Origin of the sequence: Paenibacillus sp. FSL H8-0259, assembly GCF_037963255.1 — a bacterium.
In the GTDB taxonomy this organism is placed as follows: Bacteria; Bacillota; Bacilli; order Paenibacillales; family Paenibacillaceae; genus Paenibacillus_AQ; species Paenibacillus_AQ phytohabitans.
In genome coordinates this window covers 7,794,507-7,808,627 of record NZ_CP150147.1, presented here as the reverse complement: position 1 = coordinate 7,808,627, position 14,121 = coordinate 7,794,507, and the positions used below count along the sequence as shown (strand labels likewise).

General features: G+C 52.1%; 11 protein-coding genes. 8 read left to right on the top strand and 3 right to left on the bottom strand.

What is annotated here, in order from left to right; all coding sequences use genetic code 11:
* Nucleotides 1–52 precede the first annotated feature (52 nt).
* Nucleotides 53–1,945 (bottom strand): LTA synthase family protein, encoded by a 1,893-nt coding sequence (locus tag NSU01_RS33565; protein ID WP_076247626.1) that lies wholly within the window; start codon nt 1,943–1,945, stop codon nt 53–55.
* A 252-nt stretch (nt 1,946–2,197) separates the two neighbouring features.
* On the opposite strand from NSU01_RS33565, the gene NSU01_RS33560 reads away from it, so the two are divergent.
* A complete protein-coding gene (locus NSU01_RS33560) occupies nt 2,198–4,510 on the top strand; it encodes an ATP-dependent DNA helicase (protein ID WP_076247624.1) in 2,313 nt (770 codons plus the stop codon).
* A 51-nt stretch (nt 4,511–4,561) separates the two neighbouring features.
* Nucleotides 4,562–5,530, top strand: coding sequence for a Gfo/Idh/MocA family oxidoreductase (locus NSU01_RS33555; protein ID WP_042140302.1), 969 nt, complete (start codon nt 4,562–4,564; stop codon nt 5,528–5,530).
* A gap of 84 nt (nt 5,531–5,614) precedes the next feature.
* Here NSU01_RS33555 and NSU01_RS33550 read toward each other — a convergent pair whose 3' ends face one another.
* Both NSU01_RS33550 and NSU01_RS33545 read right to left on the bottom strand, forming a co-directional pair.
* Nucleotides 5,615–6,298, bottom strand: a complete 684-nt coding sequence (locus NSU01_RS33550) for a CidB/LrgB family autolysis modulator (protein ID WP_083705701.1) — start codon at nt 6,296–6,298, stop codon at nt 5,615–5,617.
* On the bottom strand, nt 6,295–6,666 hold the full coding sequence (locus tag NSU01_RS33545; RefSeq protein ID WP_039305543.1) for a CidA/LrgA family protein: 372 nt from the start codon (nt 6,664–6,666) through the stop codon (nt 6,295–6,297). Before NSU01_RS33545 ends, NSU01_RS33550 begins: the two co-directional genes overlap by 4 nt.
* A gap of 111 nt (nt 6,667–6,777) precedes the next feature.
* On the opposite strand from NSU01_RS33545, the gene NSU01_RS33540 reads away from it, so the two are divergent.
* From NSU01_RS33540 to NSU01_RS33515, 6 genes are all read left to right on the top strand, one after another.
* Nucleotides 6,778–7,665: a LysR family transcriptional regulator gene (locus NSU01_RS33540; protein ID WP_076247622.1), complete on the top strand. Its 888-nt coding sequence runs from the start codon at nt 6,778–6,780 to the stop codon at nt 7,663–7,665.
* Between the two features lie 89 nt (nt 7,666–7,754).
* Entirely contained in the window at nt 7,755–8,039 is a 285-nt protein-coding gene (locus tag NSU01_RS33535) for an aspartyl-phosphate phosphatase Spo0E family protein (protein WP_076247620.1), read from the top strand.
* A gap of 141 nt (nt 8,040–8,180) precedes the next feature.
* The gene (locus tag NSU01_RS33530; protein WP_052422144.1) at nt 8,181–9,587 is read left to right on the top strand and encodes a hypothetical protein; all 1,407 of its coding nucleotides are present in this window, start codon (nt 8,181–8,183) and stop codon (nt 9,585–9,587) included.
* Nucleotides 9,588–9,933: 346 nt separating this feature from the next.
* Nucleotides 9,934–10,320 carry a MarR family transcriptional regulator gene (locus NSU01_RS33525; RefSeq protein WP_052422143.1) on the top strand — a complete coding sequence of 129 codons (387 nt, stop codon included), beginning with the start codon at nt 9,934–9,936 and terminating at the stop codon, nt 10,318–10,320.
* Nucleotides 10,313–12,073 carry an ABC transporter ATP-binding protein gene (locus tag NSU01_RS33520; RefSeq protein ID WP_076247618.1) on the top strand — a complete coding sequence of 587 codons (1,761 nt, stop codon included), beginning with the start codon at nt 10,313–10,315 and terminating at the stop codon, nt 12,071–12,073. The genes NSU01_RS33525 and NSU01_RS33520 overlap by 8 nt, the downstream gene beginning before the upstream one ends.
* Nucleotides 12,070–13,974: an ABC transporter ATP-binding protein gene (locus NSU01_RS33515; protein WP_076247616.1), complete on the top strand. Its 1,905-nt coding sequence runs from the start codon at nt 12,070–12,072 to the stop codon at nt 13,972–13,974. Before NSU01_RS33520 ends, NSU01_RS33515 begins: the two co-directional genes overlap by 4 nt.
* Nucleotides 13,975–14,121 lie beyond the last annotated feature (147 nt).

The following is a 14,121-nucleotide window of genomic DNA, read 5'->3' as shown; positions in this document are numbered from 1 at the left end:
CAAAGTTTCGGGAGGCTGGCTTATTTCTGTATATTCTACGACAGGCTCAGAACTATTCTTCAGCCGTTTCTTTGTCCGGCAGCTGAGTAACATAGCTGTCCGACAACTGGCGCAGCCGTAAGGCACGGGTATATTCATCCTCGGTGCCGGCCGGAGTATGACCGCCGCTCGCAAGCGGATATTGTGTATTATCCTCAAAGCTGTTGCCGGGAATGAGCAGGCCGGAGCTGGCGATAAACGAACCGGTAGGCAGGTAATACCGCTGAGGCAGCAGATTGTAAGACTGGCTGAGCAAATCCTGGCCGAAATGAATATTGTTATCCATCGATACGCCCAGCAGGCTGGCAGCAGTAGGCATAATATCCACTTCTCCGCCCACCTGCTCAAGTGTCTGCGGCGCCAATCCCTTGCCGTGAACGAGCAGCGGAATATTCAGCATATTTGCATAGGCATAATCATAACCGTAGATTTCCTTCATTAATTCCTTGTCGTCGTGATCAAGCGAGTAGATAGGCAGTCCCATATGGTCTCCGTAGACCATAATCAGGCTGTTATCCCATATTCCGTCCGCCTTCAGTTCATCCACGAATTGTCCGAAGGCATAGTCGGCATAGTTCTGCGACCGGATATAATCTCCGACGAAAGTACCTTCATAACGTTCAGGCAGCTTCATTTTATACTTTTCTGCAGGGATGGTGAACGGATGGTGGGCAGACATTGAAATTACCTGTGCGTAGAATGGCTGTCCCTCATCGCTCATTTCTTTCAGCTTCTCAGCAGTTTTGCTGTAGAGCATTTCATCGGAAGCCCCGAAGAAGAAGGTGTCCTCGTCCCCGAAGAACTTGTGATCGTAATAATGCTCCCAGCCCAGTGAGCTGTACAGCTCGCCGCGGTTCCAGAATTCCACATCATTCGTATGGAAGGTGGCTGTCTGATATCCGCTGGCCTGCAGCAGACGCGGCAGACTTGGCACTTCCTTATCCACATAAGACATTGTAGCTGCGCCTTGCGGTGGAATGTAGAAGGACGAATTAACTACGAATTCTGCGTCTGAAGTGTTGCCCTGGCCGACCATCTGATAGAAGTTGTTGAAATACAGGCTGTCCTCCATCAGGCGGTTCAGGTTAGGTGTGATTTCCTGGCCGTCCACCTTCAGACCGAGCAGGAAGTTCTGGAAGGATTCCAGCTGAATAATAATCAGATTATTGCCCTTGGCAGCCCCGGCATACGGGGATACCGCAGAAGGATCGATTCCCTTAAGCTGATTAATGGTATCCTGCGTAATCTCGCTGGCATTTACAAGCTCTGGTTTATCTTGAGCAAAGATAGTATATGCTTCATAATTAAGGATACCCATTTCCTGGGCCTTCTTAATTTCATTCATGCTTGCTTTGTTGGGAAGAATATTGAACAGGCAGAGTCCGAGTGAAACTGCGAACAGGACGACATGCAGCATTCTTCCGTTGTGGCGGTTAATTTTATCCTTCTTGTAGTTGCGTCCGTTCTTGTTAATGAAGAAGTAGAAGCCAAGGACGATAATGTCGGTGAAGATCAGCAGATAATAAGGGTCCATGAGTGAGAATACGCTGTTGCGCACCGCAGTGACCTGGTTCACCTGCTCTGCCGCATGGTAAGTGACAATAACCCCGTAATATTTGAAGTACATAATAGCGGCAAAAAAGATGGCGGTAACCAGCAGATTAACCGTCATGTAATATCCGAGTTTCCGTTTGGAGGCAAAACGCTCAATCAGGAAGAAAAGTGCCCAGACAAAAGGGATCTCCGTCAGTACCGATTTCCAGAACTGCAGGTCTTCAAAAATGACACCCCAGGCTAAAAGGCTTTTAAGGACGAAAATAATTGAGAAGAACACAAATGGCTTGAGCAACCATCGTTTTATCGTTACGGATGACACAGCTTCGCCTTCTTTCTTAAGAATAAACATGTTTCCCGGCTGGAAGGAAACAGCGGCATGAGGACAAAAGAATACCATTATCAATAAAGCCTATTATGCAGCGCCAGGCAAGGAATGTCAAAAATCAGAAACCGCCGCATACCCTTTGGGGAAAGCGTAAAATCAATCCTGAATGAATCCAAGGGCCGGTAACGCCCTCAGGCAGGTTTATATCCGTGATAAAGGACGAAAATGACGTCTGAGCCAAAAGAAAAATCCGGGAATTAATGGAGGTGATGCATGATGAGCTATGCAGAAATCGCTTTATCCGTGAGGGCACTGGTCGAGTATGCCTTCAGCAGCGGCAGTCTGGAGCCGGGATTCCGCAGCGGTGCGGCTATGGTGGAGGGTACGCGCAGCCATCAGCTGATTCAGAAGCAATATAAGGAAGCGGACCGCAAAGAGGTGTATTTAAAAACGGAGATTCCGCATGGGGATCTGCTGTTCATCATCGACGGGCGCTGCGACGGCCTGCTTGCAGCCGGGGACGGCAGCCTGACTGTGGAGGAGATCAAATCCATTGCCGGAACGCCGGATTCTGCCTTGGAAGGACGTGAGGTACACTGGGCGCAGGCTTTCATGTATGCCTATATCCTCACGCAGGATCTGGATCTCCCGGCAATACAGGTTAAGTTAACCTATGTGCAGCGGGGAAGTGAGGAGCAGTATAGCCTTTACCGGGAAATGACCCGCGAAGAGCTGACAGCCTTTGCTGAAGAGACGGTAGCCAAGTATGCGCCGTATGCTGAAATGATGGTCCGCTACAGGGCGAAGAGGGGAGAGAGCATCCAAAGCTTGTCGTTTCCGTTCTCAGGTTACCGGCCCGGCCAGCGCCACTTCGCTGCTGCAGTCTACACTTCGATTGCAGAGGGGGCCAATCTCTTCGCGCAGGCACCCACAGGCATCGGCAAAACGATGTCCACCCTGTTCCCGGCGGTCAAAGCCCTAGGAGAGGACAAGGTGTCCGGCATCTTCTATCTGACCGCCAAGACGGTTACACGGATTGCGGCACAGGAGGCGGTGATGATGCTGAACAGCCGGGGGCTGCATCTGCATGTGATTACGCTTACGGCCAAGGAGAAGGCATGTTTCCGTGAGGAAGGAAGCTGCGGTGCGGATTCCTGTCCTTTTGCAGAAGGCTACTATGACCGGATCAATGCCGCCATGCTCGATATGCTGGAGCACGAAACGCTGATGACACGCGAGACCATTGCCGCTTATGCCCGAAAGCATGAGGTCTGCCCGTTCGAATTCTCCCTGGATGCCGCCTACGCCTGCGACATTGTCATCTGCGATTATAATTATATCTATGACCCCCGGATCAGCCTGAAGCGGATGTCCGAGGAGCGGAAGAAAAAAACGGTGCTGCTCGTGGATGAAGCGCATAATCTGGTGGACCGGGGGCGGGAGATGTACTCCGCCTCGCTTACCAAGGCGCCGTTCCTGGGACTTCAGCGGCAATACAAAACGGTGAATCCGCGGCTAAGCAGCACCGCGAAAGCCGTAAATGCCTTCTTCATTGCGCTGCGGAAGAGCTGCGGGGACAAGGGGGCGGGAGAATGGACGGAGTATCCCGGGGAGCTGCCGGAGCTGCTTGAGCTTTTCGCTTCCGAAGCCGAGCTGGAGCTGCTGCATGCTTCCCCGCTGATTACTCCGCCGGCGGAGGAGGGGGAAGCCGGCAGCCTGCTGGATACGTACTATGCGGTGCAGGGAATGCTGCGTACGTTCAAGACCTATGATGAGCGTTACATTACCTATGCGGAAGTGCGCAGCGGTGATGTGTACCTGAAGCTGTTCAATCTCGATCCGTCGCATTTGCTGCAGCAGATGGCTAAGAGCTTCCGCAGTCAGATCCTGTTCTCAGCCACACTCTCGCCCCTCTCCTATTACAGGGATATGATCGGCGCAGATGAGGAGGACTACAGCCTGAGCCTGTCCTCGCCTTTTCATAAAGAGCAGTGGCAGGTATCTGTGCTTCCGGTATCCACCCGCTACCATGACCGGGACGCCTCCTTACAGCCGCTTAGCGATGCACTGAAAGGGATGGTCTCAAGGAAAGGCAATTACCTGGTCTTCTTCCCCTCTTATCTCTATTTGAAGAATGTATATGAAGTGTTCACTGAGAAATACCCGGAAGTCGCTACCCTGCTGCAGGGCAGCGGGATGAGCGAGACCGAGCGGGAGAACTTCCTTGCGGCGTTCCGCCCGGACAATCCGGATACTCTGCTCGGCTTTGCCGTGCTGGGCGGCATTTTCTCCGAAGGGGTGGATTTGCCGGGCGACCGGCTGAATGGTGTGATGGTGGTCGGGGTCGGCCTGCCGCAGGTGGGGCTGGAGCGCAATCTGCTGCGGAGCTACTTTCAGGCACAGGGGAAGAACGGGTTCGATTACGCTTATGTCTACCCGGGCATGTGCAAGGTGCAGCAGGCAGGGGGCCGGCTGATCCGCAGCGAGAACGACAGCGGCATTATTGTGCTGGCGGATGACCGCTTTCTCCAGAATTCTTACCGGCAGCTGCTCCCCGAGGAGTGGCGGGACTTCTTTGTCATGGCATAAGCGGGTATAATCGAATGAAAAGGCATTCATCAGACAACAGGAGGTAAGGACATGACGCTAAATATCGGAATAGTCGGAACAGGGTGGTTCTCCAAGGTGCATGCGGATTTGCTGGCAGGGATGGAGGATGTATCACTGAAGGCAGTCTGCGGCAGCAGCAAGTCAAAGGGTGAGGACATGGCCCGTCCTTACGGAGCCGAGGGCTACGGGGATATCATCGAGATGCTGGATGCGCACAAGCTGGATGCCGTCTATATCTGCGTGCCTCCACAGTCACACGGGGCGATTGAACGGTCGCTGATCCGAAGAGATATCCCTTTCTTTGTCGAGAAGCCGCTGGGCTCAAGCACGGCCATTCCGGCCAGCCTGCTGCAGGATATTAAGGAGCATCAGCTGCTGACTTCCGTCGGCTATCATTTCCGGTATCAGGAGAACATCCAGCGGCTGAAGCAATCGCTAAGTTCGGACAAGGTAGGGATGATCGTCGGAGAATGGATGGGCGGGATGCCGGGCGTGGCCTGGTGGCGCAACCAGGAGCAGTCCGGCGGACAATTCACGGAGCAGACTACGCATATCGTCGACCTGCTGCGTTACCTGGCTGGTGAGGTAACCGAAGTCTATGGGATGTTCGGCAACCGGATTATGCATGAGAAGCATGAAGGGGTGACCGTGTCTGATGTGGGTACAGTATCCTTGAAGCTGGAGAGCGGCATCATTGCCAGCATCTCCAACACCTGCGTGCTGCCTGGAGAAGTGGGTAAAGCGGGCATCAGCTTCTATAATGATAACGGAATGCTTGACTGGAACCCGGAACGTCTGCTGGAAGTCCGCAGCGGGGACAGCAAGGAATTCAAGAACACTGGTAACCCCTATGCGGTGGAGAGCGAAGCATTCCTGCATGCTGTGCGGACCGGAGACCGTTCCCGCATTCTCAGCGATTATGAGGACGGATATAAGACCTTGAAGGTGACCTGCGCAGCTTATGATTCCGCACAGAGCGGAGTGCCAGTGAAGCTGTAGGCTTGTACGGTTACTATGTAGAAAAAAGACCGGCAGCATGGCTTTCGCCGTGTGCTGCCGGTCTATGGCCCAAGCCGGGACGGCCTAGTGGAGGAAAACCGCGATTAGTGCCGGCGCAAGCCCGATAGAGAACAGCGCCGTCAGAATCATCGCGATACTGGAGATGGTGCCGGTCAGCGAGCTCAGCTCGAAGGCTTTGGACGTGCCTGTACCATGCGCTGCGGTTCCCAGCGATACCCCGCGCGCAATTTCATTGTCAATGCGGAAAAGGCGGAGCACAGACGGTCCCATCATCGTTCCCAGTACACCGGTCAGAATGACGAAGACCGCTGTAATGCTGGGAACGCCGCCGATGCTTTGCGAGATGCTCATGGCGATCGGTGTGGTCACCGAGCGAGGCACCAGACTGGTTGCCAGATCACCGCTAAGATGCAGCCATTTGGCCAGCAGCATGGATGAGATCACGGCAATAACCGTTCCTGACAGCACGCCTGCCGCAATTTCGGCGGCGTGCTTTTTGAGTACCCTGAAGTTTTTATGGAGTGGGATCGCAAAGGCGATAGTCGCCGGCTGAAGCAGGTCCGATAGCCATTTGCCTCCCGCATTGTAAGATTCATAGGAGCTGCCCGTCATCAGCAGGAAGGCGATGATCAGCAGCGGTGTAATAATCAGCGGAGAAGTGTACATTTTGCCGCTGGAGGCATAGATACGTTTGGCCAGAAGGTAGACAGCGATGGTGAGTCCAAGAAATAATAATCCGGTTATCATGAGCTTCTACGCTCCTTTATTCTATAAATAGCACCCGTGAGTACCCCGGAGCCGGCCATTACAGCAAACGTACCCACGAGTACAACCGCCAGCACCTGCAGACCGTCTGCCTCGAGCAGCTTCGAGTATTTCATAACACCTATAGCGGAAGGGATGAAGAAGAGCAGCAGCTCGGCAAGCAGCCACGAGGCGCCAACCTCTACCCAATTCAGCCGGATCACACCGGACTCCAGCAGCAGAAATAAGAGAATCATCCCGATAATGCTTCCGGGAAGCGGAATATGCAGAAATGAGGTTAACGTATTCACCAGCAGGGAGAAGACGGTAAGTCCGGCAACCTGCAGTAAGCCTAAGGCGATCTTTTTCATAGCGATTACTTCCTTTCGTCTTACTGAAAGTTTACAACCTTTTCTTTCATAGGTACAATGAATAGATTGAATATCTCACATTCCTTTCATCTATACATGGAGGTTATCGTTATGGACATCAGACAGCTGGAGTATTTCGTGCAGGCGGCCAGGCTGAACAGCTTCTCCAGGGCGGCGGAATCGCTGTACATTACCCAGCCCACGATCAGCAAGATGATCCGCAATCTGGAGATTGAACTGGGGGCGGATCTATTTTACCGGGAGGGCAAAAGCATCCGTCTGACCGATGCCGGCGAGCTTCTGCTGGTTAAGGCGCAGAATATTGTGGAATCCTTCACGAGCCTCTCCTCAGAGCTGGACAGTCTGCGCAATTTGAAGCAGGGGCATATCCGCATTGGGCTGCCTCCTATGGTAGGAGCCAGTTTCTTCCCTGCTGTCATCGGGGAATTTCACCGACGTTACCCGGAAGTGACGATAAGGCTGCATGAAGACGGCGCCAAAAAGGTAGAGGATGATGTGGAGTCCGGCCTGCTTGATATCGGGGCGATTGTCCTGCCTGTCAACAGAGCCAAGTTTCACTGCTTCACCTTTGTGGAGGAGAAGCTGCAATTGCTGGTTCCCGCAGGACACCGTCTGGACGGGGCGCAGAATGTGCCGCTGAAAGAGCTGGCAGAAGAGGAATTCGTGCTGTTCCGGGAGGACTTCGCCCTGCATGACCGGATTATATCGGAATGTGTCAAAGTAGGCTTCCAGCCCAAGGTGGTCTATGAGAGCTCTCAGTGGGATCTGATCAGCCGGATGGTAGCTGCCGGAATGGGCATTGCGCTACTGCCGGAGACCATATGCCGGGATATGGACCGTTCACGGATCGCTGTCATCCCCCTGACCGAGCCTGTGATTCCCTGGCAGCTGGGGATGATCTGGCGCAGAGACCGTTATCTGTCCTTCGCGGCGCGGGAGTGGATCGCCTTCGCGATGAAAGTGCTCGGGGAACTGTAAACGACATTTTTTTCTTTTTTTTCAAAATATGTTTTTTGGCATCATGAATTATGATAAGGGAGAAGTTGATAGAGAGAAGGTGAGTAACCGTGAACCTTTACCAGAATTCTCCCCATAACCAGAGCAGGGATTATAGAGAAGATGAGCTTTTTCTTACTATAGAAAACTTAAGAAGTGAATTGCTGGAAGTGGCTCAGGAGCGGAGTCTGAGTGATCATGCGGTTCTGGAACTCAGCCAGCGGCTGGACGGATATATTGTCCTGGCCCAGAATCTGATGATGGAGAGTCTGCGCAGCCGCAAGAACGGGGCAGCAGGGTACATCAAGAACACCAAAAACCAGCGGATCAGAAATAAAGCAGCCTTGCAGCAGTAGTCTAAATTATACAATAACTCCAGTTAGCGTCTGGATGTTGAGGTCTCACGATGTGGGGCCATTTTGTTGTGCTTTCAATAGTCATCACCTATAATGGCAATAAATAGAAGGGTTACAAGTGAATCCTTGAGGAGGTGCCGGGTGGAGGCGAAACTGACAACGCTACGAACGGAAATTGAGAAAAATTTGTCCCGCTCGGGCCATAATCTTGCCTCATTTGCCAAAATATCCGGACTCAACCGCGGTAGTCTCAGTGCGATCCTTCATGGCAATCCGCCCAAGCCGATTTCTCTGGGACAAATGGATGCGATGACCCGGGCATTCGGATTCCCGGAGGGCTGGCTGTATCCGCTATATGTGGAAGAGTGCTTTAGTGAGGACAGAATTTCCCGGCGCCGTGTGGAGCCTTTTTTGGTCCGGTGTGCAGAAATTGGCAAGCAGCAGTGTATTGATGAAGTGTTGAGCAGAATTATGGAATACCCCAGGCCGCTGGATATCGTCTATACGGTTGCGGAGAGGCTGTTCTGCAGCGGCAAGACACAGGAGTCGGTCGTGTTCTACAGGCTTATTGTAGAGAATGAGCCGGATAGCTACTCAGAACGGCTGGCCATCAGCCAGTACCGTATTTTCAAATCCCTGCAGTCTACTCCTGATGTGGATATGGAACAGAAGCTGCGCGCGGTAATCCGCTTCGAGCCGTTTCGCGGTCTGCTTCCCGAGGACATGCAGCTCGACGGGCTGCTTAAGCTGGCGAAGGTATGCTTTGCCCTGCACCGCTGGAAGGATGTAGAGAAATATGCCGATGAGCTGAGGGCATTAGCCCATGGGATCTACCGTGAGGAGCTGCGCAGAAGCAAGGGGAAACGGGTGGAGGCTTTCCAGGCGGAACGCCCGCTGGTAGTCTATTATGGCCATGGTTATCTATTGAAGGCTTCGGCGCTTACCAAGCGGGGAGAATATGAGCAGGCCAAGAAATACACCGCCGGTTATGCGGATCTGGGATGGTTTGAGCTGCTGGATGATGAAGGGCGCAGTGCCGTGGATAGCTTCCGGCTGTTTGCTGTAGCCAATGGCTTTACTCTTGAGATATTAATGGGCAATACTTCGGTGCTGCCGGCATATATAGCTTTTTTGGCAGAGCATCCCGGTGAGATCCTATCCGGTATGGTCATTATCCTGGAGTCGGCCAACCGTTTCGGATTCTCTGCAGACGCTGTGCTGTCACGCTTTTCCAGGGAAATGCTGCGGTTTGAACAATTTCAGGACCCGATTAATGTGGACCGTGTGTACCGTCTTTATTACCAAATCGCCATGTATTATATCTCCCGTAAACAGTACTCCAAGGGAATTGACTATATTATTCAATGTCTGCGGTTAACCGTCAGGCTGAATAGCGGAAAGGACTTCATTAATTGTGTGACGCTGTTCGAATTGAACAGAGATGCTTCCTCCGACACCCAGCAGACCGCTTACAGGGAGCTGCTGCGGGAGGTAAGACAGCGTGAAGAAGTTACTGATCATGAGAGCCAGCGTTTTGGCGTTATTTAGCTTTATCATTACTTTATCTAAGGATTACTCCCCGGCCATCCGTGCTGAGGGAGCTTTTGTACGTGGTTATGTGAAAAAAAGTACAAACATCTATCTACCTGCGTTCTTCAATCTGTAATAATTGATAGCGTATTCAGGAATTGACAAAGGTTTGCTCGGAAAATATAATTAGGTAGCCTAATTAATATAGTATTTAATTATTTGTATACCTAACTAAAAAGGAGGTGGGAACATTGGGATAAATAGAGAAGATGAAAATTCAGTCGGACACAAGCTTTTCTCCGCACTCCGGAAGCTGCGCAAAGGCCACCTGCATCATTCCGTGGAGGGTCATAAGCCAAGTGAGATGACTTTATTGATATGTATTGCACGGGCGTCCCATTCATCTGATGTAGGACTCAAGGTTTCTGAAATCAGCCGCTTTCTGGGGCTGACTCCGCCCACGGTCACCCAGCTGATCAACAGTCTGGAGGCTAAGCAGATGGTGGAACGGCAAGCCGACGCCTCCGACCGGAGAGTGGTACGCATCAAGTTGACGGAACAGGGGAAAATTATTACCCGCAAGGCCAAGAAGCACATGGACACCACGCTTAACAAAATGGTGGAGTATCTGGGTGAGGAAGAGTCTGACCAGCTGGCAGAGCTGCTGCTTAAAGTACATGCCTTCATGAAAGACAATCCTCCGCCTAATCTAGACCGGTTACAAATGAACGGAGATGAGAAACTTGATTAAATTACTAAAGCATTTGAGACCCTTCCGATTGGCAATAGCCGCAGTACTGATTCTCGTATTCCTGCAGTCCATGGGGGATTTGTATCTCCCGACCCTGATGAGTGACATTATTGATAAGGGGATTGTAGATGGCGATCAGCCTTATATCTGGAGAATCGGCGGCTTCATGCTGCTGGTAGCGGCCGGCGGTGCAGTCTGCTCCATTATTGCCAGCTATCTGTCGGCTAAGGTTGCAGCCGGCTTCGGTAAGAACACCCGGTCACGGATGTTCAACCATGTCGAGAACTTCACGCTGCATGAATTCGACAAGCTGGGTACGGCATCATTAATTACACGTACCACCAACGATATTACACAAGTCCAGACCGTATTAACTATGATGCTTCGCATGATGATTGGTGCTCCGATGATGATGATCGGCGGGATCATTATGGCGGTGTCCGAGGATGCCAAGCTCTCGCTGATCTTTGTAGTGGTCATTCCGCTGCTGGTTGGAGCGATCTTCTTCATTGGAATGAAGGGACTTCCGCTGTTTAAAGCCATCCAGATCAAGCTGGATAAATTAAACCTTGTGCTGCGTGAGCATCTGACCGGTATCCGCGTAATCCGCTCGTTCAATCGGATTGAGCATGAGAATAAGCGGTTTAGTCTGGCCAATGCAGATCTGACGGATACTGCAATCAAAGTGAATAAGGTTATGGCCGGACTGATGCCGCTGATGATGATCGTGATGAACTTCTCCATGATCGCTATCCTCTATTATGGTGGAATCCGGATTGGCGACGGCGATCTCCAGGTAGGTTCACTAATGGCCTTCATTCAATATGCAATGCAGATTATGTTCTCCCTCATCATGGTTTCGATGATGTTTGTCCTGATTCCAAGAGCCTCTGCCTCTGCACTGCGTATCAATGAAGTCCTCGATATGCAGCCTGAAATTACGGATCCGACAACCGCAGACCTGAAGACTACGGCTACAGCTACCCACGCGGACGGCCGTGACGGAATGCGCGGTTTTGTGGAGTTCGACAATGTATCCTTCTCTTACCCGGGGGCTGAACAGCCTGCGCTGTCCGGAATTACCTTCAGTGCACGCCCCGGCGAGATTACAGCTATTATCGGCGGAACCGGGTCAGGGAAATCAACGCTGCTAAGCATGATTCCAAGATTCTATGATGCTATTGAAGGTGCGATCCGCGTCGATGGAGTGGATGTACGCCAGATGACGCAGGAGGATCTGCGGAGCAAGATTGGCTATATCCCGCAAAAAGCCGTGCTGTTCACCGGTACCATTAACGAGAATATCCGTTACGGGAAGGAAGACGCTACGGAGGATGAAATCCTTCATGCCGCCAAGGTGGCCCAAGCCTATGATTTCGTAACCGCTATGAAGGACGGCTTCAATTCGGAAATCTCCCAGGGCGGAGGTAATGTCTCCGGCGGCCAGAAGCAGCGTTTGTCCATTGCCCGTGCACTGGTACGGAAACCGGAAGTGTATCTGTTTGATGACAGCTTCTCGGCGCTTGACTTCAAGACCGATGCCAAGCTGCGTGCTGCCCTGAAGGGGGAGACTACAGAATCTACAGTCCTTATTGTCGCACAGCGTGTCAGTACGGTTATGGATGCAGACCGGATTATCGTACTGGATGACGGTGAAATTGTCGGAATGGGCACACACCGTGAGCTGCTGGATAACAATGAGGTGTACCGCGAGATCGTATCCTCGCAGTTGTCAGAGGAGGAAATAGCATGAGTGAGCAGAATAGAGACATGAAACCGCCCCGGCGTTCAGGTGGCGGCTTCGGACCGGGCGGAGGACCCGGCGGTCCGGGCATGAGGATGCCGGCTGAGAAAGCCAAGGACTTCAAGGGAACGCTGCGGCGCCTGACCCGGTATTTGCGCCCGCGCCAGGTTCAGCTGATTATTGTGTTTGTGATGGCGATTGCCAGTACAATATTCAGCATTTTCAGCCCTAAAGTAATGGGTAGAGCTACCACCAAATTGTTTGAAGGCGCCTATGGCAAGCTGATGGGTGTACCTGGAGCGGAGATTGATTTTGGCTATATTAATGATATTCTGATTCTCCTGGCCGGACTGTATCTGTTAAGCTCACTGTTCAGTTATATACAGCAGTATGTGATGGCCGGTGTGGCGCAGAAGGTCGTATATGATATGCGTGAGCAGATCAACAGCAAGCTTGAACGGCTGCCGCTGAAGTATTTCGATTCCCGGACGCACGGGGAAATATTAAGCCGGGCGACCAATGATGTAGACAATATCAGTACTACCCTGCAGCAGAGCTTGACCCAGCTTATTACGTCCATTGTGACGATTATTGGTGTCATCGTAATGATGCTTACCATCAGCCCGTGGCTGACGTTGATTACCATAGTAACGCTGCCGCTGAGCTTCGTGGTCATTATGCTGATCACCAAACGCTCACAGACCTATTTCATCGGCCAGCAGAAGTCGCTGGGCCAGCTGAACGGCCATGTTGAGGAAATGTATACCGGACACCGTATTATCAAAGCGTTCGGACGCGAGAAGAACTCTTTGAAGGACTTCAACAAAATTAATGATGACCTGTACAATTCTGGCTGGAGATCCCAGTTCATCTCCGGGATTATTATGCCGCTGATGATGTTTATCGGGAACCTTGGTTATGTGCTCGTCTGTGTGGTCGGCGGGATCTTCGTAACCAAAAAAGCGATTGATGTCGGGGATATCCAGGCCTTCATCCAGTATTCGCGCCAATTCACTATGCCGATTACGCAGACAGCCAATATCGCCAACATCATCCAGTCCACCATCGCTTCGGCGGAACGTGTATTTGAACTGCTGGATGAAGAAGAGGAAGTTCCTGAGGTGGGGACTTCACTTGCGAAGCGTCCAGCGGATGCAGAAGAGGGCTCCGTGGAATTCCGCCACGTGAAGTTCGGCTATAAAGAGGATGCTATCCTCATTGAAGACATGAATATCGAGGTCAGCCCGGGACAGACTATTGCCATTGTAGGTCCGACCGGGGCCGGCAAAACGACCCTGATCAACCTGCTGATGCGCTTCTATGAGATCAGCGGCGGGGAGATTGTGATCGATGGTGTCAACATCACCAATATGAAGCGCAGCGAGCTGCGCAGCAAATTCGGTATGGTGCTCCAGGATACCTGGCTGTTCAACGGCACCATCCGTGACAATATCGCTTACGGCCGGGAAGGTGCTACGGAGGCTGATGTGGTCCGGGCAGCCAAGGCTGCACATGCCGACCACTTCATCCGTACGCTGCCGCTGGGCTATAACACGATCCTGAACGAGGAAGCCTCGAACATCTCCCAAGGGCAAAAGCAGCTGCTTACTATTGCCCGGGCAATCCTGGCCGATCCTTCAATCCTGATTCTGGATGAAGCCACCAGCAGCGTCGATACCCGCACGGAGGTGCAGATCCAGAAGGCTATGAATACGCTGATGAACGGCAGAACCAGCTTCGTTATCGCTCACCGCCTGTCCACCATCCGTGATGCGGATCTGATTCTGGTTATGAATCAGGGCAGCGTGATTGAGAAGGGCACCCATCTGGAGCTGCTTGAAGCAGGCGGCTTCTACGCCGACCTCTACAACAGCCAGTTCTCCGGGGATGATCTGCCGGACGTGGGCTAAACGGTATATGACCGCGGGTAAACTGTAGAGATTTACTCCAAACATCTGCTCTAAAATGTACTGTGAAGATGTATTTTAACAATCGGCTGTATCCCTCAGCTTAGCTCATAGCCCCGGCGTTCACTGCAGGCAGTCTGCGTGAACGCC

Bases quoted from the DNA above. Each gene is read 5' to 3' on its own strand.
- NSU01_RS33565 (WP_076247626.1), bottom strand. From the start codon at position 1,945: ATGTTTATTCTTAAGAAAGAAGGCGAAGCTGTGTCATCCGTAACGATA.
- NSU01_RS33560 (WP_076247624.1), top strand. From the start codon at position 2,198: ATGAGCTATGCAGAAATCGCTTTATCCGTGAGGGCACTGGTCGAGTAT.
- NSU01_RS33555 (WP_042140302.1), top strand. From the start codon at position 4,562: ATGACGCTAAATATCGGAATAGTCGGAACAGGGTGGTTCTCCAAGGTG.
- NSU01_RS33550 (WP_083705701.1), bottom strand. From the start codon at position 6,298: ATGATAACCGGATTATTATTTCTTGGACTCACCATCGCTGTCTACCTT.
- NSU01_RS33545 (WP_039305543.1), bottom strand. From the start codon at position 6,666: ATGAAAAAGATCGCCTTAGGCTTACTGCAGGTTGCCGGACTTACCGTC.
- NSU01_RS33540 (WP_076247622.1), top strand. From the start codon at position 6,778: ATGGACATCAGACAGCTGGAGTATTTCGTGCAGGCGGCCAGGCTGAAC.
- NSU01_RS33525 (WP_052422143.1), top strand. From the start codon at position 9,934: ATGACTTTATTGATATGTATTGCACGGGCGTCCCATTCATCTGATGTA.
- NSU01_RS33515 (WP_076247616.1), top strand. From the start codon at position 12,070: ATGAGTGAGCAGAATAGAGACATGAAACCGCCCCGGCGTTCAGGTGGC.